This window comes from Nonomuraea sp. NPDC005501 (assembly GCF_040605905.1).
In the GTDB taxonomy this organism is placed as follows: Bacteria; Actinomycetota; Actinomycetes; order Streptosporangiales; family Streptosporangiaceae; genus Nonomuraea.
Genome location: NZ_JBEXDT010000118.1, coordinates 1 through 24228 on the forward strand (window position 1 = coordinate 1; position 24228 = coordinate 24228).

19 protein-coding genes are annotated in these 24228 nt (G+C 72.1%); all 19 read right to left on the reverse strand.

What is annotated here, in order from left to right; genetic code table 11:
* Positions 1-1167: protein kinase (locus ABZS51_RS37350; protein ID WP_355451520.1), on the reverse strand; the 1167-nt coding region annotated here is incomplete at its 3' end.
* 130 nt (positions 1168-1297) lie between these two features.
* The gene (locus ABZS51_RS37355; RefSeq protein ID WP_355451523.1) at positions 1298-1474 is read right to left on the reverse strand and encodes a hypothetical protein; all 177 of its coding nucleotides are present in this window, start codon (positions 1472-1474) and stop codon (positions 1298-1300) included.
* 64 nt (positions 1475-1538) lie between these two features.
* Complete coding sequence (locus ABZS51_RS37360) at positions 1539-2819, reverse strand: glutamate-5-semialdehyde dehydrogenase (protein WP_355451526.1); 1281 nt, start codon at positions 2817-2819, stop codon at positions 1539-1541.
* A gap of 103 nt (positions 2820-2922) precedes the next feature.
* Complete coding sequence (gene proB, locus ABZS51_RS37365; protein ID WP_355451528.1) at positions 2923-4041, reverse strand: glutamate 5-kinase; 1119 nt, start codon at positions 4039-4041, stop codon at positions 2923-2925.
* 127 nt (positions 4042-4168) lie between these two features.
* Positions 4169-5521 carry a GTPase ObgE gene (obgE, locus tag ABZS51_RS37370; protein ID WP_310717325.1) on the reverse strand — a complete coding sequence of 451 codons (1353 nt, stop codon included), beginning with the start codon at positions 5519-5521 and terminating at the stop codon, positions 4169-4171.
* Positions 5522-5729: 208 nt separating this feature from the next.
* Positions 5730-5987, reverse strand: coding sequence for a 50S ribosomal protein L27 (gene rpmA, locus ABZS51_RS37375; RefSeq protein ID WP_310717324.1), 258 nt, complete (start codon positions 5985-5987; stop codon positions 5730-5732).
* A 15-nt stretch (positions 5988-6002) separates the two neighbouring features.
* Positions 6003-6305 carry a 50S ribosomal protein L21 gene (gene rplU / locus ABZS51_RS37380; RefSeq protein WP_310717323.1) on the reverse strand — a complete coding sequence of 101 codons (303 nt, stop codon included), beginning with the start codon at positions 6303-6305 and terminating at the stop codon, positions 6003-6005.
* A 232-nt stretch (positions 6306-6537) separates the two neighbouring features.
* On the reverse strand, positions 6538-9696 hold the full coding sequence (locus ABZS51_RS37385; RefSeq protein ID WP_355451533.1) for an Rne/Rng family ribonuclease: 3159 nt from the start codon (positions 9694-9696) through the stop codon (positions 6538-6540).
* 143 nt (positions 9697-9839) lie between these two features.
* Entirely contained in the window at positions 9840-10601 is a 762-nt protein-coding gene (locus ABZS51_RS37390; protein WP_310717321.1) for a TIGR03936 family radical SAM-associated protein, read from the reverse strand.
* A gap of 356 nt (positions 10602-10957) precedes the next feature.
* Positions 10958-12868: a TIGR03960 family B12-binding radical SAM protein gene (locus ABZS51_RS37395; RefSeq protein ID WP_310717320.1), complete on the reverse strand. Its 1911-nt coding sequence runs from the start codon at positions 12866-12868 to the stop codon at positions 10958-10960.
* Positions 12869-12910: 42 nt separating this feature from the next.
* Positions 12911-14080: a rod shape-determining protein RodA gene (gene rodA, locus ABZS51_RS37400; RefSeq protein WP_355451538.1), complete on the reverse strand. Its 1170-nt coding sequence runs from the start codon at positions 14078-14080 to the stop codon at positions 12911-12913.
* A 31-nt stretch (positions 14081-14111) separates the two neighbouring features.
* Positions 14112-16154 (reverse strand): penicillin-binding protein 2, encoded by a 2043-nt coding sequence (mrdA, locus tag ABZS51_RS37405; RefSeq protein WP_355451541.1) that lies wholly within the window; start codon positions 16152-16154, stop codon positions 14112-14114.
* Positions 16151-16615 (reverse strand): rod shape-determining protein MreD, encoded by a 465-nt coding sequence (mreD, locus tag ABZS51_RS37410; RefSeq protein WP_355451544.1) that lies wholly within the window; start codon positions 16613-16615, stop codon positions 16151-16153. Before mreD ends, mrdA begins: the two co-directional genes overlap by 4 nt.
* A complete protein-coding gene (gene mreC, locus ABZS51_RS37415; RefSeq protein WP_355451547.1) occupies positions 16612-17559 on the reverse strand; it encodes a rod shape-determining protein MreC in 948 nt (315 codons plus the stop codon). The genes mreD and mreC overlap by 4 nt, the downstream gene beginning before the upstream one ends.
* A gap of 5 nt (positions 17560-17564) precedes the next feature.
* The gene (locus ABZS51_RS37420) at positions 17565-18596 is read right to left on the reverse strand and encodes a rod shape-determining protein (protein ID WP_355451550.1); all 1032 of its coding nucleotides are present in this window, start codon (positions 18594-18596) and stop codon (positions 17565-17567) included.
* 285 nt (positions 18597-18881) lie between these two features.
* Entirely contained in the window at positions 18882-19292 is a 411-nt protein-coding gene (gene ndk, locus ABZS51_RS37425; RefSeq protein WP_310717314.1) for a nucleoside-diphosphate kinase, read from the reverse strand.
* A 513-nt stretch (positions 19293-19805) separates the two neighbouring features.
* Positions 19806-22100, reverse strand: coding sequence for a hypothetical protein (locus ABZS51_RS37430; RefSeq protein ID WP_355451553.1), 2295 nt, complete (start codon positions 22098-22100; stop codon positions 19806-19808).
* Positions 22101-22111: 11 nt separating this feature from the next.
* A complete protein-coding gene (locus tag ABZS51_RS37435; protein ID WP_355451556.1) occupies positions 22112-22477 on the reverse strand; it encodes a DUF4233 domain-containing protein in 366 nt (121 codons plus the stop codon).
* A complete protein-coding gene (locus tag ABZS51_RS37440) occupies positions 22477-23766 on the reverse strand; it encodes a folylpolyglutamate synthase/dihydrofolate synthase family protein (RefSeq protein WP_310717330.1) in 1290 nt (429 codons plus the stop codon). Before ABZS51_RS37440 ends, ABZS51_RS37435 begins: the two co-directional genes overlap by 1 nt.
* Positions 23767-24228 lie beyond the last annotated feature (462 nt).

Here is a 24228-nt window from a genome sequence, read left to right on the forward strand (position 1 = left end):
GCGGCCCGGGCTCCGCTGTCCGCGACGCTCAACATGGTGTACCTGGGTGTGTTCCCGACCGCGCTGGCGTTCACCACCCGCGCGTCCGCGCGGCGACGGGACCTTGCCGTCCTGAATCTCGCCGCCCGACCGGCCGCGGGCTCCCGGGTCGCCGCCGGTGCGCGGACGTGGCCCGGAGTCGCCGGTCCGCGGTCCCGTGTCGGCGCCGGAACGGGCGCGGGGGCCCGTGTCGCCGCCCACGCGAGGCCGGGGGCCCCGGCCCTCCTCCCCCGTCTTGCGCGGGGGCTTGGCGTCGTCAGCGGCACGGCCGCGCGTCTCCTCGGCCACGGGGGCCGCGAGCAGACCCTTCGGCGCCGAGCCCGAGCCGGGCCCTCCGGTCACCCGGGCCAGCCGGGACAGCCGGTCGGCCAGCAGCGCGGCCGTGGGACGCTTGCCGGGCTCGCGGTTGAGCGCCGCGCGCACCAGCGGCAGCAGCGCCACGGGCACGCCCTTGAGGTCGGCCTGGCCGTTCAGCACCGCGTACATCTGCGCCTCGGCCGTGCCCCGCCCGAACGCCGGCCGCCCCGTCGCCGCGAACGCCACCGTCGCCGCCCAGGCGTGGATGTCGGCAGGCGAGTCGACCTGCTCGTCGGCGAAGATCTCCGGCGCGGTGTAGCCGGGCGTGCCGAGGAAGGTGCCGGTCATGGTGAGCCGGGTGGCGTCGTGCACCTGCGCGATGCCGAAGTCGATGAGAACCGGGCCCTCGGCGCCCATGATGATGTTGGCCGGCTTCAGGTCGCGGTGGACCACGCCGGCCGCGTGGATGATCGCCAGGGCGGCGGCGATGCCCTGCGCCATGTCCACGAGCTGCGCCATGTCGAGGGGCCCGTCCTGGCGGACCCGGTCGAGGAGCGTGACGCCCTCGATGTGCTCCATGACGAGGTACGGCCGGGCGCAGCCGAGGTCGGCGTCGAGCACCCTGGCGACGTACGGGCTCTCGACCCGGCGGAGAGCACGAACTTCGCGTTCCAGCCGAATCCTGGACGAATCATCCTGGGTGAGCTCGTGCAGCACCTTGAGCGCGACCCGCTCGCCGCGCCGGGAGCCGGCGAGGTAGACCTCGCCCATGCCCCCACGGCCCAGCCGCTCGAGCAAGGTGTACGGCCCGACCTTGCCGAGCTTGCTCACCGTCCCTCCCTGCTCGGCGCGCCCATAAGGGGCACAACCCTAGCGCCGGAAGGGCCGGGGATGTCCGAGGCGCGCCGAGACTTTCGCTTCCCGCGGACGGCGCGCCCGAACCGGCGCGCCACCGCGACCGCTAACGATCGGAGCGCCGGTCCAGCAGCGCGTCGAACTCCGCCAGCGGCTCGCGGGACAGGTCGGGACGCCCGCTGCGACGCCAGCGGACGTGACCGCGGCCCTCCAGCCACAGCATCAGACGGTCGGCGCCGGCGATCACAGCGGCGGCGGAGGCCAGGGCGATGAGCAGCTCCATGCGCCCAGCCCATCGCGATCGCCCCCGGCGGCCACGCCGACACGCCGCCGCCTGCCGTATCGGGTCAGCGGCCTGACCCGGCGATGACCGTGCCCTCGGAGGTGCGCAGGTGACCCTCGCCGGTGTAGACCCACTTGGTGGAGGTCAGCTCGGGCAGCCCCATCGGGCCGCGCGCGTGCAGCTTCTGCGTGGAGATGCCGATCTCCGCGCCGAACCCGAACTCCCCGCCGTCGGTGAACCGGGTGGAGGCGTTGACCGCCACGGCCGCCGAGTCGACCAGCGACACGAACCGGCGGGCGGCCCCCTGGGACCGGGTGACGATCGCGTCGGTGTGCCCCGAGCCGTACTCCCGGATGTGGGCCACGGCGTCCTCCAGCGAGTCGACGACGGCCGCGGCGATGTCCAGCGAGAGGTACTCGACACGGAAGTCGTCCTCGGTGGCCGGCACGACCTCGCCCAGACGGGCCACGCGGTCGTCGCCGTGGACGGTCACGCCGGCCTCCTTCAGGGCCCGCAGCGCCATGGGCACGAACGTGTCCGCGATGCCGGCGTGCACCAGGAGCGTCTCGGCCGCGTTGCACACCGACGGCCGCTGGGCCTTGGCGTTGACCAGGATCTCCACGGCCAGGTCGAGGTCGGCGTCGGCGTCCACGTACACGTGGCAGTTGCCCACGCCGGTCTCGATCACCGGCACCGTGGACTCCTCGACCACCGAGTTGATCAGCGAGGCGCCGCCACGCGGGATGAGCACGTCGACCAGTCCGCGCGCCCGCATCAGCTCCTTGACCGAGTCGCGGGTGAGCCCCGGCACGAGCTGCACGGCCCCGGCCGGCACCTCGGTGTCCGCGAGCGCCTCCTGCATGACCCGCACCAGCGCGGTGTTGGAGGAGTAGGCGCTGGAGGAGCCGCGCAGCAGCACCGCGTTCCCGCTCTTGAGGCAGAGCGCCGCCGCGTCGACGGTCACGTTGGGGCGGCCTTCGTAGATGATGCCGATGACGCCGAGCGGCACCCTGAGCTGCCGCAGTTCCAGTCCGTTGGGCAGCGTGGAGCCGCGCACGACCTCGCCCACCGGGTCGGGCAGGTCGGCCACCTGCCGCACCGCCTCGGCCACGGACCGGATCCGGCTCTCGTCGAGCCGCAGCCGGTCGATCATCGCCTCGGCCGTGCCCTGTGCGCGGGCCTGCTCGACGTCCTCGGCGTTCGCCTCGATGATCTCCGCGGCGTGGGCCACCAGGGCGTCGGCGACGGCGCGCAACGCCCGGTCCTTCGGCGCCCGCGGCAGCGGGGCCAGCTCGGCGGCGGCCTCTCGTGCCGCGCGGGCGACCTTCAGGAACTCCTCGGACATCACGTGCTCCTCGTTGTCGTGCCGCTTGAGAGGCGCCGGCTCCCGACGCCCCCCACCCGGCCCTCGTCCCTCCCCGCCGCGGTGCGGCCGGGGGCGGGGGCAGTCAGTTGTGGGACTCCAGTATGACGATGTCGTCGCGGTGGATCAGCTCGCGTTCATATTCCGGACCCAGCTCGCTGGCCAGCTCGCGCGTGGAGCGGCCCAGCAGGCCCGGGATCTCGCCGGCGTCGAAGTTGACCAGCCCGCGCGCCACCACCGCGCCGCGCGGCGCGCACAGGTCGACCGGGTCGCCCGCGGCGAACTCGCCCTCCACGGAGGTGACGCCCGCCGGCAGCAGCGACTTGCGGCGCGCCACGATGGCCTCGACCGCGCCGTCGTCGAGGTATAGCCGCCCCCGGCCGGTCGTGGCGTGCGCCAGCCAGAGCAGCCGGGTGCCGGGGTGCCGGCCGCCCGGGTGGAAGTAGGTGCCGACGTCGGCGCCGGCCAGGGCCTGCGCGGCGTGCGCGGCGGCCGTCAGCACGACCGGCACGCCCGCGCCGGTGGCGATGCGCGCCGCCTGGACCTTGGTCACCATGCCGCCGGTGCCGACGGCCGCGCCGTTCCTGCCCAGCTCGACGCCGGCCAGGTCCTCGGGGCCGCGCACCTCGGCCAGCCGCTTGGCGCCGCTGCGGCTCGGCGGGCCGTCGTAGAGGGCGTCCACGTCGGACAGCAGCACCAGCGCGTCGGCGTGGACGAGGTGGGTGACCAGCGCCGCCAGCCGGTCGTTGTCGCCGAAGCGGATCTCGTCGGTGGCGACGGTGTCGTTCTCGTTGACGATCGGCACGATGCCGAGCTCCAGCAGCCGGTTGAGGGTGCGCTGGGCGTTGGCGTGGTGGGCGCGGCGCATCATGTCGTCGGCCGTCAGCAGCACCTGGCCGACGCGCAGGCCGTACCGGGCGAAGGAGGAGGTGTAGCGGGCGACGAGCACGCCCTGGCCGACGGAGGCGGCGGCCTGCTGCGTGGCCAGGTCGCGCGGGCGCGCGGACAGCCCGAGCGGGCCGAGGCCCGCCGCGATCGCCCCCGAGGAGACCAGCACGAGCTGCGTGCCCGTACGGCGGCGCGCGGCGAGGACGTCGACCAGCGCGTCGACCCGGTCCACGTCGATCGTTCCCTGCGGGGTGGTCAGCGAGGAGGAGCCGACCTTGACGACGACCTTCGACGCTGAGCTGATCCGTTCGCGCACATCTGGAAGCCTATCCGAGGCCGGCGGCCCCGATCCGCGCGTCTCCCGCGAGCCCGGCGGGCGAAGCCGGGCGGCGGGGTCAGCGGGGAGCGGGGCCGGGCGCTGCTCCGCCGCAGGGAGAGGTCCCCTAGCCCAGCCTGCTGTCGGTGCCGCGAGGACCCGTGCGGACGGACTCGGCGTGCAGCGTGGGCTGCCAGTCGAAGACGTAGCCGCCTTCCATGGGGCCGATGACCACCTCGGCGCCGGCGGTCGCGCCGGCCTTGACCAGCTGCTCCTCGACGCCGAGCCGCTCCAGCCGGTCGGCCAGGTAGCCGACGGCCTCGTCGTTGCTGAAGTCGGTCTGCCGGATCCAGCGCTCGGGCTTCTCACCCGTGACCTGGAACAGGTTGTCGTTGACCTTGCGGACCGCGAACCCGGTCTCACCGAGCTGCCGCGGCCTGATCACCAGGCGGGTGGGCTCCTCGACCGGGCGGTTGGCACGTGCGGCGGCGACCCACTCGCCCATCGCGAACGTCAGCTCGCGCAGCCCGGCGTGAGTGGCGGCCGACACCGTGAACACCTGGAGCCCGCGCGCCTCGAAGTCCGGCTTGACCAGCTCGGCCAGCTCCTGGGCGTCGGGCACGTCGGCCTTGTTGAGCACCACCATGCGCGGGCGGTCCTCCAGCTTGCCGTACGCCTCCAGCTCCGCCTCGATCACCTCGTAGTCGGTGACGGGGTCGCGGCCGGGCTCCATCGTGGCGCAGTCGATGACGTGGACCAGCATGTCGCACCGCTCGACGTGGCGCAGGAACTCGTGGCCGAGGCCCTTGCCCTGCGAGGCGCCCGGAATCAGCCCGGGCACGTCGGCGACCGTGAAGACGGTGTCGCCGGTGGTGACGACGCCGAGGTTCGGCACCAGCGTGGTGAACGGGTAGTCGGCGATCTTCGGCCGGGCCGCGCTCAGCGCCGCGATCAGCGACGACTTGCCGGCGCTGGGGAAGCCGACCAGCGCGACGTCGGCGACGCTCTTGAGCTCCAGCATGACGTCCAGCCCGTCGCCCGGCTCGCCGAGCAGCGCGAACCCCGGGGCCTTGCGCTTCGTGCTGGCCAGCGCGGCGTTGCCGAGGCCGCCGTGGCCGCCGTGCGCGATCACGTACCGGGTGCCCGAACCGACGAGGTCCACCAGCACCTCGCCCGTGTCGGCGTTCTTGACGACGGTGCCGTTGGGCACCGGCAGGACGACGTCGCCGCCGTTGGCGCCGTCACGGTTGGAGCCCTGCCCCTGCTTGCCGTTGTCGGCCTTGCGGTGCGGGCGGTGGTGGTAGTCGAGCAGGGTCGAGGTGTTGGGGTCCACCTCCAGGATCACGTCACCGCCCCGGCCGCCGTTGCCCCCGTCGGGGCCGCCGAGCGGCTTGAACTTCTCCCGGTGGATGGAGGCGCAGCCGTTCCCTCCGTCACCAGCCCTGACGTGCAGGACCACTTGGTCCACGAAGTCCGGCATGTCCGCCTCTCCTCACGCCCCCGTCCGGGGGTTCTGTCTTGCCTTGCGTGCTCGTCCCGCGCTCATCGCGTGCTCGTCCGCGCTCGTCCCGCGCTCGGCCCTCGCCGGGGCCGGCCCGGGGGACGCGGCAGGCACGGATGGGCCGGACAACACGAAGGGGCGGATCGACGAACCGATCCACCCCTTGGTAACGCCGTTCGGCTGCGGATTACTCCGCGACCGGGACGATGCTCACGGCCTTGCGGCCACGCTTGACGCCGAACTGCACGTGACCCGCGGTCAGCGCGAACAGCGTGTCGTCGCCACCACGGCCGACGTTGTCGCCGGGGTGGAAGTGGGTGCCACGCTGACGGACGATGATCTCGCCCGCGTTGACCAGCTGGCCGCCGAAGCGCTTGACGCCCAGGCGCTGAGCGTTGGAGTCACGGCCGTTCCGGGTGGACGACGCGCCCTTCTTGTGTGCCATCTCTCAAACTCCCGATCAGGCCTGGTCGATACCGGTGATCTTCACCTGGGTGTACCGCTGGCGGTGACCCTGGCGCTTCTTGTAACCGGTCTTGTTCTTGTACTTGAGAATGCGGATCTTCGGACCCTTGGTCTCGCCGAGAATCTCGGCGGCGACCGTGAACTTGCCCGCCTCCGTGGTCACATCGCCGTCGTTGACGACGAGCACCGTCGGCAGCGAAATCGAAGAGCCGACCTCGCCGGCGACCTTGTCCACCTCGAGGACGTCACCGACGGAGACCTTCTGCTGCCTGCCGCCGCAACGAACGATCGCGTACACCGCGGAACCCTTCTACTGTCTACTGTTGCGATCCACGGCCGTCCCGGACGGGGCGGCCGTTGACTGCCGAGTGCTGCGCCTGCACTCGCATTTGTCTGGAACCAACGAACCGAGTGGGCGCGCCAACAGGGCACGTCACCTGACGCACCGATCCACAAGAGTACCGGATTAACGGTGCCCTAGGCGAACCGGACGGATCGTCGGACAGTCCTTCGAGCAGCCACTCAGGGGGCTACTCGGCGGACTTGGCTCGGCGGGAGCGTCGCCGCCCCCTGCCGGAAGACTGGCCCGCTTGGTCATCCTCAGCAGGGACGTCATCAAGCGCACCGGTCACGGTATCACGGCCGGAGGAGTCCTTGGCCGCGGAAACCTTGTCCCCGCTCTTGTCACCATGGCTCTTGTCACCATGGCCCCTGTCGCCCAGCTTGTCCGTCACAGCCTTCTCGACAGCCATCTTGCCCTGTGTGCCGCGCGGCTCCGGCTTGGACTCCACCGGCTCCGTGGAGACGATGAGCCCACGCCCGTTGCAGCACTCGCACGGCGTCGAGAACGCCTCCAGCAGCCCCTGACCGACCCGCTTGCGCGTCATCTGCACCAGGCCGAGCGAGGTGACCTCGGCCACCTGGTGCTTGGTCCGGTCGCGGGCCAGGCACTCCAGCATGCGCCGCAGCACCAGGTCACGGTTGGACTCCAGCACCATGTCGATGAAGTCGATGACGATGATGCCGCCGATGTCGCGGAGCCTGAGCTGGCGGACGATCTCCTCGGCCGCCTCCAGGTTGTTGCGGGTGACGGTCTCCTCGAGGTTGCCGCCCTGACCGGTGAACTTGCCGGTGTTGACGTCGACGACGGTCATCGCCTCGGTGCGGTCGATCACCAGCGAGCCGCCGCTGGGCAGCCACACCTTGCGCTCCATCGCCTTGGACAGCTGCTCGTCGATCCGGTACGACTCGAACACGTCACCCTGGTCGCCGTCCCAGCGCGACAGCCGCTCCTCCAGGTGCGGGGCGACGTACTTGACGTACTCCTCGACCGTCTCCCACGCCCCCTCGCCCTGCACGACGAGCGAGCTGAAGTCCTCGTTGAAGACGTCGCGCACCACGCGCACGGTCAGGTCCGGCTCGGCCGACAGCAGCTCGGGCGGGCTCGCCGACTTGGCCTTCTTCTGGATGTTCTCCCACTGCGCCGACAGGCGGGCGACGTCGCGGGCCAGCTCGTCCTCGGAGGCGCCCTCGGCCGCGGTGCGCACGATCACGCCCGCGTTCTCCGGCATGACCTTCTTCAGGATGCTCTTGAGCCGGGTGCGCTCCTTGTCGGGCAGCTTGCGGCTGATGCCGGTCATCGAGCCGTCGGGCACGTAGACCAGGTAACGGCCGGGCAGGCTGATCTGCGAGGTCAGGCGGGCGCCCTTGTGGCCGATCGGGTCCTTGGTGACCTGCACCAGCACCGACTGGCCGGACTTCAGCGCCACCTCGATCCGCTTGGGCTGCCCCTCCAGTCCGGCGGTGTCAAAGTTCACCTCTCCGGCGTACAGGACGGCGTTGCGGCCCTTGCCGATGTCGACGAACGCCGCCTCCATCGACGGCAGGACGTTCTGCACCTTGCCGAGGTAGACGTTGCCGACGTACGACTGGCTGGCCTCACGGTTGACGTAGTGCTCGACGAGGACGCCGTCCTCCAGCACCGCGATCTGCGTGCGGTCGCCCTGGCGGCGCACCACCATCATCCGGTCGACCGCCTCGCGACGCGCCAGGAACTCCGACTCGGTGATGATCGGCGGGCGGCGGCGGCCCAGCTCGCGGCCCTCGCGGCGGCGCTGCTTCTTGGCCTCCAGCCGGGTCGACCCGCGCACGCTCTGCACGCCGTCGGCGGAGGTGTCGACCAGGGCGGCGCGACCCGAGCGGGGCGCGCGGATGCGGACGACCGTGTTGGGCGGGTCGTCGCCGGCCGGCTCGGCGCCCCCGTCGTCGGAGCCGCGCCTGCGGCGGCGGCGCCGGCGGCGCGAGCCGGAGCTGTCCTCCTCCTGCTGCTCCTCGGGCTGGTCGTCCTCGCCGTCGTCGTCGGACTCGTCCGAGTCCTCGGAGTCGGCGTCGTCGCGCTCGCGGGCCTTGCCGCGGCCCCGGCCGCCCCTGCGGCGGCGCCGGCGGCGGCTGCCGCCCTCTTCCTCCTCCTGGTCGGAGTCGTCAGAGGAGTCGACGTCGTCGGTGACCGCCTCGGCGGCCTCGTCCTCGTCGGCGTCCGGCTCGGGCTCGGGCCGCTGGGTCTCGGCACGCGCCGGCTCGGGGCGCGCGGGCTCCGGACGTACGGCCTGGCTCGGGTCGGGCGCCTGGAACAGCGGCGCGAAGATCGCGGAGGGGCGCCGGAACGAGGCGCCCGGCTGGTCGGAGCGGCGCGCGGAGAACCCGAACGGGTCGGCGAGCAGGCTGGGCCGGTCGCCGTCCTCGTCGAGGTCCTCGCCGGCGGGCTCGTCGTCGAGCGGCTCGTCCTCGGGCAGCACGTCGAGGATGTCCTCGTCGTCGCCCTCGCCCTCGTCGTCGGCGCTCTGGGTGGCGGCGCTCTGGGTCGCGGCGCTCCGGGTGGCGGCGCTCTGCCTGCGGGTGCTCCGGCCGCGGGTCGTGGCGGCGGTCTCCGCGCCGATCGCACCGCTCTCGTCGCCGGTGCCCGAGGCGCCGGCGGCGGCCGTCTCCTCGGCCGCTGCCTCCGGCTCCGCCTTCTTGCGGGTACGGCGGCGGCGCGTCGGCGCGGCCTCGGCGGCGTCATCGACGCTGTCCTGCGTGCCACCCGCACCGCGCGGCGTCGTGTCGCCGCTCTCGGCGGCGTCCTGGCCCGCCTCCGCCGCGAGAACACGGTCGGCGGTGTCCAGCGCGGCCCGCTCGGCGTCCTGCCCCGCGGCCGCACCCGTCTCCGGGGCGCCGGCGTGCGTCAGGGACGCCTCGGCGGCGTCACCGGCCGGTGACGCTCCCGTGGTGGCCGGCTCGGCGTCCTCGGCCGTTTTGCCGGTGCGGCGGCGCGAGGCGGTGGCCGTCGAACGGGTCCTGGTCCGCTTGGGCTTCTCGCCCTCTGCGGCGCCCGCGTCCGCGGCGACGTCGTCGGAGCCACCGGAGGCGGCACCCGCGACGGCATCGGCGACCGCGGCCTCGGCCGGGCTTCCCTCTGCCCCCTGGGCCGTACCCGGCACGGCCCCCTGGCCGGCCTGTCCCGCGGCGGCTCCCTCCGGACCCCGTGCCGCGGCCTCGGCCGCGGAGACGGTCACCGGAGCGGGCTCGTCGGGAACCTCGGGCGGCGGCCCGGCGGGCCGGCTCGCGACCCGGCGTCGCGTGGTCGTGCGTGGCTGTTCAGTTGTCTCGCCGTCGGGGCCCGTGACCCCGGTCTTGGGCTCGTTCTCGAGCATGCGGGCGCTCTCCCGTCAGCTCCCGGGCGCGTCGCCGCGCCGCGCAGGAGCTCTCGTGTTTCGTTGTGCGCCCGCGCCCCCGCCAAGGGGCATGAGCGCCAAGTCCTGTCAGCGGTCGTGCCCCACCCATGCGGGACACTCCCTTAACCGGCGACGTGCTCACCTGTCGGTCCCGCTTCGCCGCCGCGCGTGGTCTCGCGGTCAAGGTCGAACGGGTCGGCAAGCGCACCGGTGCCGACGTCCAGCGGCCCCTGCGCCAGCCTGGTCACCTCGGGGGGGACCGGCGGCGCGAAGTCGGCCACAAGGCGCAGCCCTGCGAGCACATCGTCGGGTCGAACGGCAGGCGTCATGTGCCGAACAACCATGCGCAGTATGACACACGACTGTCCGGGCACCTGAGCTGCGGTTCTGCCTGTCCCCTCGGATCCCTCGGACATCGCCAGCCTCAGCACGGCCTCACGGGCGTCGAAGCGGCGAGGGCCCTTCTTGGTGAGGCGCTCGACCTCCACGGCCTCGGCGGAGAGGAACTTCTCCACCGCGACCCCGGCGAGGTCGGGATCCGCACCGGGCATCCGCACCTCCCACTCGGAGGCCTCCAGGCGCTCGGCCAGCCCTCCCGGGCCCGCCTCGACGACCTCAAGCACGTCGAGCCCGGGCGGCAGCGAGCCGTCGAGGTCGTCGCGGACCCGCTCGGGCTCGCACGGCGTGGTGACGCCGATCTCGAGGTACTCGGCCTCGCTGGCGACACCGGTCGGTGCCGCGCCCGCGTAGGAGATCTTCGGGTGGGGCGAGAAGCCCGCGCTGTAGGCCACCGGAATCCCGGCACGGCGGACCGCCCTTTCGACGGCCCGCGAGATGTCGCGGTGACTGGTGAAGCGCAGGCGGCCGCGCTTGGCGTAGCGCACACGCAGGCGCTGCGCCGTGGGCGCGGGCGGGGGCCCGTCGGGAACAGGTTTCAGAGCTTTGTCGTCCTTCCCGTGTCAGAGTTCCTTCGTTCAGGATAAGCCGCTTTGACGCCTGATCGGCTCAGGATCATGTACGGCGAGGCACGGACCGCGCACCCAGCGCGCCGGAACGGTGCGCCGTGCTGTGCCGGAACGGCGACCGGAACAGGTTTCCGGCCGCTCGCACGCACCTCGGCCGCCCGCCGGACCCGCCCGGAAACACCCGGTCCCGCCCTTCGGGACAGTCCCCTCCGCAATCCCGCCCCGGAAAGAATCCCGGGCGGGTCTCCGTGCCGGAGACCTGCCCGGGAGCTGTCTCAGACGACCGTGAGCGGAAGGAGCTTGCGGCCCGTGGGACCGACCTGGATCTCGGTGCCCATGGTCGGGCAGACGCCGCAGTCGTAGCACGGCGTCCACCGGCAGTCCTCGACCTCGCCCCCGGAGACGGCCTCCTGCCAGTCCTGCCAGAGCCACTCGCGGTCGAGCCCGGCGTCGAGGTGATCCCACGGCAGGACCTCGTTCTCCTCGCGCTCGCGCACGGTGTACCAGTCGACGTCGACCCCGGCCCGCTCGGCCGCGGCCCTCCACCGCTCGTAGGAGAAGTGCTCGCTCCACCCGTCGAAGCGCCCGCCGTCCTCCCAGACGGCGCGGATGACCGCGCCGACCCGCCGGTCACCGCGCGAGAGCAGGCCCTCGACGATGGACGGCTTGCCGTCGTGGTAGCGGTAGCCGATGGCCCTGCCGTACTCCTTGTCGCCGCGCAGCGAGTCGCGCAGCGCCTTGAGCCGCCGGTCGACCGTCTCGTGGTCGGCCTGGCCGGCCCACTGGAACGGCGTGTGCGGCTTGGGCACGAACCCGCCGATGGACACGGTGCAGCGGATGTCGCGCGACCCGGTGATCTCCCGGCCGGCCTTGATGACCTTCTTGGCCAGGTCGGCGATGCCGAGCACGTCCTCGTCGGTCTCGGTCGGCAGCCCGCACATGAAGTAGAGCTTCACCTGCCGCCAGCCCTGCGAGTAGGCGGTGGTGACGGTGCGGATCAGGTCCTCCTCGGTGACCATCTTGTTGATCACCTTGCGCATGCGCTCGGACCCGCCCTCGGGGGCGAAGGTCAGCCCGGAGCGCCGCCCGTTGCGGGAGAACTCGTTGGCCAGGTCGATGTTGAACGCGTCGACCCGGGTGGAGGGCAGCGACAGCGAGGTGTTGGTGCCCTCGTACCGGTCGGCCAGCCCCTTGGCGACGTCGCCGATCTCGGAGTGGTCGGCCGAGGACAGCGACAGCAGACCGACCTCGTTGAAGCCGGACTCCTTGATCCCGTTGTCCACCATGGCGCCGATCGTGGTGATCGACCGCTCGCGCACCGGCCGCGTGATCATGCCGGCCTGGCAGAAGCGGCAACCGCGCGTGCAGCCGCGGAAGATCTCCACGCTGAACCGCTCGTGGACCGTCTCGGCGAGCGGCACCAGCGGCTTCTTCGGGTACGGCCACTCGTCGAGGTCCATGACGGTGTGTTTGTGGACGCGCCACGGGACGCCGGGCCGGTTGGGCGCGACCCGCTTGATGCGCCCGTCGGGGTGGTAGTCGACGTCGTAGAACTTGGGCACGTAGACGCCGCCCGACTCGGCCAGGCGCATCAGCAGCTCGTCGCGCCCGCCGGGCCGCCCCTCGGCCTTCCACTCGCGGATGACCTCGCTGACGGCGATGGCGATCTGCTCGCCGTCGCCGAGCACGGCCGCGTCGAGGAAGCCGGCGATCGGCTCGGGGTTGAACGCGGCGTGGCCGCCCGCGAGCACGATCGGGTCGTCGTCGCCGCGGTCGACGGCGAGCATCGGGATGCCGGCCAGATCGAGCGCGGTGAGCATGTTGGTGTAGCCGAGCTCGGTGGAGAACGACACGCCGAGCACGTCGAAGGCGCGCACCGGGCGGTGGGCGTCGACGGTGAACTGGGGCACGCCCTCGGCGCGCATGAGCGCCTCGAGGTCGGGCCAGACGGCGTAGGTGCGCTCGGCGAGAGTCGCGGGCAGCTCGTTGAGGATCTCGTAGAGGATCGCGACGCCCTGGTTGGGCAGGCCGACCTCATAGGCGTCCGGGTACATCAGCGCCCAGCGCACGTCGGCGTCGTCCCAGTCCTTCACGGTCGAGTTGAGCTCACCCCCGACGTACTGGATGGGCTTCTGCACCTTGGGCAGCAGCGCTTCCAGACGGTGGAAAATCGACTCGACAGGCATACGACCAGGGTAGCGGCGCGCGGGAGCGGCCAAGCCCCGGCGTCAGTTGTACGTCTGCTCGCGGATCCTGATCGACTGGAGCAACCCGACCGCCATGAGGTTGGCGAAGGTCGCCGTGCCGCCGTACGACACGAACGGCAGCGGCAGCCCCGTGATCGGCATGATCCCGATGGTCATCCCGATGTTGACGAACGTCTGGAACGCGAACCAGCACACGATCATGCCCGCCGCCAGCGACCCGAACCGGTCGTCGCACTGCCGGGCGATCCGCAGCCCGCGCAGCAGCACCACGCCCAGCAGCGCCACGATGGCCACCGAACCGAGGAAGCCGAACTCCTCCCCCGCCACCGTGAAGACGAAGTCGGTGTGCTGCTCCGGCACGAACCGGCCGGTGGTCTGCCCGCCGTGCAGCCACCCCTTGCCGAACACCTGCCCGGACCCGATCGCGATGAGCGACTGCGTGCTGTTGTAGCCGACGCCGCGCGGGTCGACCCCCGGGTCCAGGAACGCGGTGAAACGCGCGATCTGGTACGGCTCCAGCAACTGCAGCCGGAACACCAGGAACACCGCGGTCGCGGCCACGAGCGACAGCAGCGCGATCCACCGCTTGCGCACGCCGCCGATGACCAGCGCCGCGGCGGTGATCACGGCCAGCACCAGCGCCGTGCCGAGGTCCGGCTGGAGCATCACCATCCCCAGCGTCAGCGCCGCCACCGACAGCGCCAGCACGACGTCGAACAGGCGCGGCCGGTCGGAGCCCTCCGCCGGCTGCGCCAGGAGCATCGCCAGGATCAGCAGCAGCCCCAGCTTGGCGAACTCCGACGGCTGCACCGCGAACCCGCCGCCCAGCAGGATCCACGAATGCGACCCGTTGATCGTCGCCCCGAGCGGCGAGATCACCAGCCCGAGCCCCACCAGGCTGACGAGGTACACCAGCGGCGCGTAGGCGCGCATGGCCCGATGGTCGATCGCGGTCGTCATGGCGCACAGCACCAGCCCGATGCCGAGGTTCAGCATGTGCTTCTTGACCAGGCCGGTCGAGCCGGGCGCCCACGTACGGGTGGACGACCACACCAGCAGCGTGCCGATGACGCACAGCCCGACGACCGCCACCAGCAGCAGGCCGTCGAGCCGCCACAGCGACGACTGAGCGGCCGCCATCCGCCTGCCGTAGCCGCCCTGGCCACTCCTCAGCACCCGCTCCGCCATCATCCCGTCATCCCGCCCGCTGTCACCCGTGCCCTCACCGCGCCACCGTCCCGTCGGGCGCGAACCTCGGCAGCCTGCTCACCGGCTTGCCGCCCGGCAGCGCCGCCGGCCCCTTCAACCCGTAGATGCCCTCGTAGATCTCCCGCGCGACGGGCGCCGCCGTCTGCGCCCCCATCCCGCCCTGCGACACCATCGCCACCACCACGAACCGCGGATCGTTCGTCGGCGCGAACGACGCGAACCACGAGGTGTCCTCCTTGCCCCACACCTCCGCGGTACCGGTCTTGCCGCCGATGCGCACCTTGTCCATCGGAAAGCCCGCGAACGCCCCGGCCGCGGTGCCGTCGGAGGGGACGTCGCTGAGCGCGCCCTTGATGTAGAGCCGCTCCTTCTCACTGAGCGGCAGCTTCCCCACCACCGGAACGTCGTACGTCTCGACCAGCGTGCCGTCGGGCCGCACCCGCGCCCACCCGATGCGCGGGCTGCGCAGCTTGCCGTCGTGGACCAGCGCCGCGTACGCGCGGGCCAGCTGAAGCGGCGTCACCAGCACGTCGCCCTGGCCGATCGCGAAGTTGGCCGAGTCTCCGGGCCGCAACAGGAAGCCCTCGGTGCAGTTCTCGTAGGCCAGCTGCTTGAGGAAGTCGGCCCGCGCCCGGTCGGTCACCTCCGGGTAGCCGGTCTGAGCCCGCTTACAGGTGGTACCGCTGGTCAGCGTCCACATCTCCTTCTTCCATCTGCGGTCGGGGATGCGGCCGGACGACTCGCCGGGCAGGTCGATGCCGGTCGGCCTGCCGAATCCGAAGGCTCTGGCGGTGTTGGCGAACACCTCCTTCGGGGTCTTCTTGGGGTCGCGCCCGCCGTCACGCAGGTACTGCTCGTACCCTCCCCGGTAGAAGATCGTGTCGCAGGACTTGACCAGCGCGGTGTGCAGGTTCATCGGGCCCAGCCCGATGCCGTGGAAATTGTTGAACACCCGGTCGCCCACCATGTAGGAGCCCGGGCAGTCGTAAGTGCCCTCCAGCGGGTAGCCCGCCCGTAGCATCGCCGTGACCGACGACACCTTGAACGTCGACCCGGGCGCGAACTGCCCGTTGATGGCCCGCGACACCAGCGGCTTGCCCGACTTCTCCGACAGCAGCCGCTGGTAGCCGCTCGCCGAGATGCCGCCGGCCCACACCGCCGGGTCGTAGCCCGGCGCGCTGGCCAGAGCCAGCACCCGCGCCGTACGCGCGTCGAGCACAACGGCCGCGCCTCCGTCGGCCTTCGGGGCGTTGCGCATCGCCCGGGCCAGGGCCCGCTCGGCGACGGCCTGCACGCGGGCATCGATACTGGTGATCAGGTGGTCTCCGCTGACCGGTCGCACCCGCTGCTCGACACCAAGGGCCTTGCCCATCCTGTCCACCTGCACCCGGCGCAGTCCCGGCTTGCCGCGCAGCGCCTCGTCGTAGACCTCCTCCAGCCCGTCGCGCCCGGTCAGGTCGACGCCGGAGTAGGCGGCCTTGAGCCCCGAGCGCTTCTCCAACTCCGCCTCGGTGACCGGCTGCAGGTAGCCGAGCATCTGGGCGCCCGCCTCGCCGCCGGGGTACTGCCGTACCGACTGGATCTCGGCGCTGACGCCCGGGAAGTCCTCCTGACGTTCGACGATCTGCAGCGCCTGCCGCGTGTCGGCCTTCTGCGCGACGGGCACCGGCTGGTACGGCGAGCCCGTCCAGCACGGCTGGGACACACCGGGCCCGCACGGCCGGATCCGTTCCTTGAGCTTCTTGACCGGCGTGCCGAGCACCGCGCTCAGCCTGTGCAGCACCGACGCGCCGCCGTCGGGAGTGCGCGACAGCGCGGTCCTGTCGACCGACACCACCAGCGCCGTCTGGTTGCGCACCAGCGGCCGGCCGGAGGAGTCGAGGATCTGCCCGCGCACCGCGGGCTCGATCACCGTGCGCGTCCTCGTCTCGGTCGCCCTGGTCACGAACTCCTGCCCGCGCACCACCTGCACCTGCCACAGCCGTACGGCCAGCACCACCAGCAGGGTCAGGACGAGCACGTGCAGCAGGAACAGCCGGGCACGCATCCGGGTCATGTGGCGTACCCCGGCTCCCGGCCACGACCGGTCGCCCAGAGGACGACGGGCGAGAGGATCATCGTGTAGGCGATCGTGAGAGGCATCTGCTCGATCAGCATCGTGAGGGTCACCCGCGGGTCGGAGATCAGCAGGCCGACGGCCACGGCCAGCGACGGGCCCAGCAGTACGCACACGGCGATCGTCACCACGGGGTTGCCGACGCCGCGTCCCGCGACGTAGCCGACGACCGCCAACGCCAGCGCGTACTGTCCCATCAGGTGGGCGGCCGGCGGCATGATGTCCACCAGCAATCCGGCGCAGAACCCGAGCACCGCGCCCGCCGCAGGGGCGCGCGTCATCGCAAGCCCTGTCACGGCCAGCAGCACCAGGTCGGGCGTGCCGCCTCCTGGCAGCGGCACCCGGTTGACCAGGATGACCTGCGCCAGCACGACGAGCGGCACGAGCAGTAGAGGCGTCATCGTGTTCTCTCCTCCTCCTTCGGCGGGACGGCCCCTACCTTGGGCGGGACGGCCATCTGCTTCGGCGGGACGGCCCTCTCCTTGGGTGGCAGGACCGCGTCCCGCGGATCGCGCCGGGGGGCCCGCAGCACCACGCCGACCACGTCGAGCGCCGTCAGGTCCGCGTACGGCCGCGCGAACGCGACCCGCGTCAGCTCGCCCGGCGTCGCCTCCACCCGCTCGATCACCCCGATCGGCACACCCGCCACGTACGGCGCGCCACGCTGCGACCCGAAGCTGACGATGCGCCCGCCAGGCGCCATCGGTGCGGTCGAGTCGAGCAACCGGAACTGCACGATCCGCCCGTTCTGGCCCATCCCGTGGACCACCCCGATCTCCTGGGCGCCCTCGAGCCTGGCTCCCGTGGCCGAGCCCCGGTCGCTGATGAGGACCGCCGTGGACGTGCGGGGGCCGGCCAGCACGATCCGTCCGACGAGGCCGTCGGCGTTCATCACGGTCATCTCGGGGCGCACACCGTCGTCGGCGCCGACATCGAGCTCGACGGCCTCCTCGAAACCGGGGGTTCCACGCCGCGCGATCACGTTGGCCGGCAGGATGTCGTAGCCGCCGCGGGAGGCCGTGCCCAGCATGCGCTTGAGCTGGGCGGAGCGGACCCGATCGAGCGAGCTCGCGACCAGGTCGGCGCGCAGCCGCGCGTTCTCCGCCCTCAGCCGCCTGACCTGGTCCTGCGCGCCGGGGGCGTTCGCGAGCGCCGCGAAGAAACCGGTTACCGGCCGGGTCACGAAGCCGGCGGCCCGCTCGACCACGCCGAACACCCCCGCACCCGCCTGGCGCACCGGCACGAACGGGGACGCGGCGCCGGTGCGCTGGTCCACGGTTGCGGCCAGGAGCGCCGCGGCCACGAGGACGCCGAGGATGATCCGGCCACGGTGGATGTCCCTCATGGCAGTCAGCCGCGCGAATCCGGCATGAGCACCTGCTGGAGTCCCTCGAAGTCCTCCACGCACCGGCCCGATCCGAGGGCGACCGAGTCCAGGGGGTTGTCCGCCAGGTGGACCGGCATGCCCGTCTCCACCTTGATCCGCTCATCGATGCCCTTGAGCAGCGCTCCGCCGCCGGTCAACACGATGCCGTGGTCCATCAGGTCACCGGACAGCTCGGGCGGGCACCTGTCGAGCGTGGACTTGATCGCGTCGACGATGGAGTTGATCGGCTCCTCGATGGCCTTGCGGATCTCCTCGGACGACACCACGACCGTCTTGGGCAGGCCCGTCAACAGGTCGCGGCCGCGGATCTCGGCGTGGGCGTCGTCGCCGTCGGACCAGGCTGACCCGATCGCTATCTTGATCTCTTCGGCGGTGCGTTCGCCCAGCATGAGCGAGTACTCCTTCTTCGCAAAGGTGATCATCGCCTGGTCGAGCTCGTCACCGCCGATCCTGATCGACTGGCTGGTCACCACGCCGCCCATCGAGATGATCGCCACCTCGGTGGTGCCGCCGCCGATGTCGACGACCATGTTCCCGGTCGGCTCGTGCACCGGCAGCCCCGCACCGATGGCCGCGGCCATCGGTTCCTCGACGATGTAGACCCTGCGCACACCCGCCTGGTAGGCGGCCTCCTTCACAGCCCGCTGCTCCACGCTTGTGATGCCGCTCGGCACCGCGATGATCACCCGCGGCTTGGCGAAGTGGTGCCGCCGGTGCACGCGCTGGATGAAGTAGCGCAGCATCCGCTCCGTCACCTCGAAATCGACGATCACACCGTCCTTGAGCGGCCGGACCGCCAGGATGTGGCCTGGTGTGCGGCCGATCATCCGCTTGGCTTCGATGCCCACCGCCATGACCTTGCCGGTGGTGGTGTTGACGGCGACGACCGACGGCTCGTTAAGCACGATGCCACGGCCGCGCACGTACACCAGCGTGTTGGCGGTGCCGAGATCGACCGCCATGTCACGGCCGAGGAACGCGAGCTTGCTGCCCATGGAACGGAGCCTTCCGTAATATCGTACGCCAATCGCTACAGAGCGAATTCGAATCGTAACGTGACGTACCCAAGGCGGGTCGCAACGAGCCCAGCCGCCCCACAAAAAACCTGCCGCCTCTCCGCCAAGCCCCTTTTGCCCGAAATCCAACTGGTAGTGCAGAGTGCACAGTAAAGAGGCCAAGAACGCGAAATGCCCGCCCGGCACGGGGCCGGCGGGCACTCACGGGTTCTAACGGGTTCTAACGGGTTCTGCCGAGGAGGGCGGCGAGCCCTCCGGCGCTCCTCAGAAGCGGTCCGGGAAGAAGATCTTGATCTCCCGGGCGGCGGACTCGGGCGAGTCGGAGCCGTGGACGACGTTCTCGCCGATCTCCAGGGCGTGGTCGCCGCGGATCGTGCCGGGGGCCGACTTCACCGGGTCGGTGAGCCCGGCCAGGGCGCGGAACGCCTCGACCGCGCGCGGGCCCTCCAGCACGAGGGCGACGAGCGGGCCGGAGGTGATGAACTCGACCAGCTCACCGAAGAACGGCCGCTCGGAGTGCTCGGCGTAGTGCGCCTTGGCGGTCTCGACGTCGAGGGTGCGCAGGTCCATCGCGACGACCTTGAGGCCCTTGCGCTCCACGCGGGCGATCACGTCACCGATGAGGCCGCGCTTCACCCCGTCGGGCTTGATCAGGACAAGAGTGCGCTCGGACACTTGAGGTTCTCCTTTGAACAGGGTCTGGGGGTCGCGGATGCGGCTACGGACGCCGGGATGACTCCGCCGGGAACGCTCCGCGGCACGCACGACCTCGCGTCGCTGTAGCTGCGGCTCAGCTTACCGTCCTCGGACCCCACGCCCACGCCGCACGCCCTGACGGGGCCCACCGCGACTCGAACCACGCCCTCTTCCGCACGCGCCACATGTCGGAGCGGCACTCACGCCCCCGCGTCCCGCGACCGGGTGGCACCCGCTCGCGCACATGTTCACGTCGTGCAGGAGACCTGCGCTTCGGCACCCGCCACCTGGCGCACCGGCACCCACGCCCGCCACAACCGCAGGTGGCACCCGCTCGGGGACACGTCACACGACCGGAGCACACCCCACGCACGTCAGACGACGGGAGGACACACCACGCACGTCAAACGACGCCGCGGCGCGCACCGACCAACCGTCAGGCCACGGCGGCCGGGCACCCGGCCGCCGAAAGGCGGGAGCCGTCCCACGCCCTCACGCCTGGGAGCCGTCCTCCGGGGAGGCGGTCGGCGGCGGGACCGCCGGACGCTGCTCGGTCCCGGCGGGGCCGGCGTCCTCACCGGCGCCGGTACCGCGGCGCTTCCCCGCGCCGCCCCCGGCACCTCGCGACCCGCGCCGCGCGCCGGAGGATGCCGCCTCGTCGGCGGGCCCCGGCGCGGGTGTCTGCGCCGGAACGCCGCCCTTCCACGCGGACGCCCCGTTGGGCATGGAGGAGGCGGGTACCCGGGGAACCGCCCCGGTGGGAGCATCCTCCTCGTCGGTCGCGTCCCGCGGAGGCTCGCCAGAGATCTCCCCGGACGTGCCGCGCTCCCGCGCTGTGCCCCTCAGAGCGCCGTCACGCGGTTCCGTGCCGTCCGTGCCGCTCACTTCCGGTGACGCCTCGAACGCGCCCAGGGACCCCTTCCTGAGCCCGCCGGACCCGTTCCTCGCGCTGCCACCGGCCGACCCGTCACTCGGCACGTCCTCACCCGACGGGACGGTCGCAGAGGCGGCGTCAGCCGCCGCACCGGCCCGCCGAGCGCCGTCGCCGGAGCCGTCCCCGGCGACCGCGAGGCCACCGTTTCCGGAGCCGTCCCCAGCCACCTCGACGCCACCGTTTCCGGAGCCGTCCCCAGCCACCTCGACGCCACCGTTTCCGGAGCCGTCCCCAGCGACCTCCAGGCCGCCGTCCCGCGAGAAGCCGTCAGCCGCATCGGACCGATGCCCATCGCCCGACGAACCACCGGCCACGTCGGCATCGGCCATCCGCTCCGACTCGGCCAGCCGCCCCGGCTCGGGGAGATCCCCCGGGCCGGAAAGATCCTCCGAGCCGGGCAGCCGTCCCGCCTCGGCCAGCTGTCCGGAGCCGGACGGCCCGTCCGGATCGCCGTCCCCCGCCCCCTCGGAGCCAGGCCCACGCCGCGACAGCAGCGCGGCCAGCACGATGACGGCCACCACCAGGAACCCGCCGATCAGCGCCCACATGTGCAGCGCCCCCACGAACCGGTCCACGAGCTGCTGCGGCGAGCTCACCCCGCGCAGCATGGCCATCTGCACGCCGCTGCCCAGCAGGTAGCCCGCCAGCACGCCGGGAAAGCACAGCGCCAGCCCGAACAGCGCGGCCCCGACCCCGGCCCGCCGCAGCGACGCCGTCAGGGCCACGGCCGCACCCACAGCCAGCAGCGTGAAGGGCACGACCAGCACCCGCCCGTCCGCGGCGGGCACCACCACGCGCACGGAGCACAGGCCGACCACCATCGCCAGCAGCCCGAGCGGCTCCGGCCAGGTCGCGTCGTCGCGGACGAACAGCCGGACGAGCACCGCGCCGGCCACCGCAAGCGCGCCCGCCACGGCGAACGGCGCCCACAGTCCCTTCAGCCCCGGACCGCCCAGCCCGCCCATCTCGACGTACGTCACCTGCGCGATGCTCGGCAGCACCACGGCGCCGACGGCGACCATCACGTACGCGAGCGAACGCGCCCGGGGGGTGCCGATGGACGCGAGCGCGAGAAGCGCGCCCACGGCGAGCACGGCGACCAGGATCACGATGTTGGGACGCCAGTCCTCGCTCGCGGTGCTGATGGCCACGACGGCGATGCCCGCGGCCGGCATGGTCGCCAGCAGCAGCCGGCTGCGCTCCCTGGGCTCGGGCCGCGGCGTCGGCCGCCGGCCGTACTGCAGCCACAGCACCAGGTAGGCGGCGGCAAGCACCAGCGCGACGCCGGTCAGCATGGGGTACGGCTGGAGCGTCACCTTCCAGTCGCTCACCCCGTCGAGCGGCCACAGGGCGAGTGCCTGGGCGCTGAGCAGGCTGAGGGCCAGCACTCCCGACCAGACGGCGCGCAGCACCGCCGGACGCTCCCAGGCGGCCACCAGCGTGGCCGGGAGCAGCAGACCGGCGCCCACGCCGTGGACGACGCGCAGCACACCGACGAGGAACGTGGAGCCCGCGTAACCGCCTGTCGCGTCGGCCACGGCCAGCAGCGCGAGGCCGGCGATCAGGACGTAGGCGACCTTCACCCTGCCCAGCGCCACGGCGGCGAGCGGGACGGTCAGCATCATCGCCGGCAGGGCCAGGCCGTGCGCGCGCATGAGCCCGAGCCGGTCGAACCCCGGGGGCAGCAGGTCGCCGACCACGGAGACGGTGTTGGGGATGGCGACGATCGCCAGGGGCAGCGCGGCCACGATGAGCAGCGCCAGCACGGTGTCGAGGAACCACGGGTACGTGGCGCCGGGGTCGGGTCCCGTGGCCGGTTGGTTCGGGGACCGCTGAATCGGGGGGACGGCCATGTTCGCCGACTTTAGCGGGAAGTCACGCCTTCGACACGGCGAGCTACGAATATCGCCGTGATCCACAACGCGAGGAAGATCGCTCCGAGGAAGAACATGGTCGGGACCAGGAACCCTGTCGCGATGGCGATCACCTGCACGACACTGCCGAGCACGTAGCCGATCGGCTTCTTGAGCAGGCCGGCAGCCACCACGCACAGCACGGCGAGCCCGATACCGACCGTGACGGCCAGCGCGGGCCGCACGCCGTTCACGCTGATCGCGACCGGGGTGACCAGCGCCGCGACGATCGCCTCCATGCCCAGCACGCTCGCCCCGAGCCGGCGCATGCCCGGGGTGACCTCGAACCCCAGCAGGCTCTTCCCTCCGCCGGCCATCACGCGCCGTCCGCCTTCAGCAGCAGCCGGGCGTCGCCGGCGGTCACCACGGACCCGACGATGAGCACACCCGTGCCGCTGAACTCACCCTCGGCGTCGGCCATGCCGATGCCCCTGTCGATGGCGTCGTCGAGACGTTCCACGAGGTGGACGCGGTCCGGCCCGAAGATCGGCTCGGCGAGCCGTGCCAGCTCCTCGGCCGGCATCGACCGGGGCGAGGAGTTGCGGGTGACGATGATCTCCTCCAGCACCGGCTCCAGGAGCTCCAGCAGTCCGTCGACGTCCTTGTCCCGCATGACGGAGACGACGCCGACGACCTTGGCGAAGTCGAACGCCTCGTGCACCGCCTCGATCGTGGCCTGCATGCCTCCGGGATTGTGGGCGGCGTCGACCACGACCGTCGGATTGCGCCGGAGCACCTCCAGCCGCCCCGGCGACGACGCCTGCGTGAACGCCTGCCGTACGAGCTCCACGTCCAGCGGGTCGTCGCCGCCGGTCAGCGCCTCGACGGCGGCCAGTGCGGTGACCGCGTTGCTCGCCTGGTGGGCGCCGTAGAGCGGCAGGTACACCTCGTCGTAGGTTCCCTTGAGTCCGCGCAGCGTCAGCAGCTGGCCGCCGATGGCCACCTCGCGCGCCAGCACCCCGAACTCCAGTCCCTCACGCGCCACGACCGCGCCCACGTCGGCGGCCCGCCGCATCAGCACCTCGGCCGCCTCCAGGTCCTGTTGGGCGAGAACGGCGGTGGCGCCGGGCTTGAGGATGCCGGCCTTCTCACCGGCGATGCTCGGGATGTCGGGGCCCAGCCGGTCGGTATGGTCGAGGGAGATGGGCGTGATGACGGCGACGGTGCCGTCGGCCACGTTCGTCGCGTCCCAGGAGCCGCCCATGCCGGCCTCGATCACCGCGACGTCCACCGGGGTGTCGGCGAAGGCCGCGAACGCCATGGCGGTGAGCAGCTCGAAGAACTGGATGCGCCGGCCCTGCGTGTCGGTCAGCTCGACGTACGGGATGATCTCCTCGTAGACCTCCGCGAACCGCTCCTCGCTCAACGGCTCGCCGTCGACAGTGATGCGTTCGCGCATGGACACCAGGTGCGGGCTGGTGAACCGGCCGACGCGGAGATTACGCTCCCGGAGCAGCGCCTCGGTCAGACGGGCGGTACTGGTCTTGCCGTTGGTGCCCGCTATGTGAATGACCGGGTACGCCCGCTGGGGCGAGCCGAGGAGGTCCAGCAGGGCGGCGATGCGATCGAGCGTCGGCTCGAAGTCCCACTCGACGCCTCGCTCCATGATCGCGCGTTCAACAGCACGGTAGTCCACCCCTCAACCCTACTGACCCCACCACCCGCCCCGGCCACACACCGCCCCGGAACCCTGACCACACCAACCCTTTCCACCGCCCGTGCAACGAACGGCGGCGCGATGTGGGCGTGGGGTCATCGGCGTGTCCATGGAAGTCGCCGCCGCAGCGATTGACGTACCTTCACGGAGCACGTGCACGGCCGAAGGGGCCGGGAACTGAAGTGGGTCGCCACCCGTCGCCGTGCGCGGTCAAGCGCCCGGCGATTGACGCCGAACAACTGGTTCCGGCCCTGCAGCAACCCATTGCCCTCTCCTGAGGGCCGGCAAGAAAAAGAGCACGCCCTCATTCGGCCTTCGGGCATGCGAAAGGGGCCCACACAGGCCCGGCACGAATGCCAGACCCGCATGGACCCCCATCAAAAGATTGTCCGGCGGTGACCTACTCTCCCA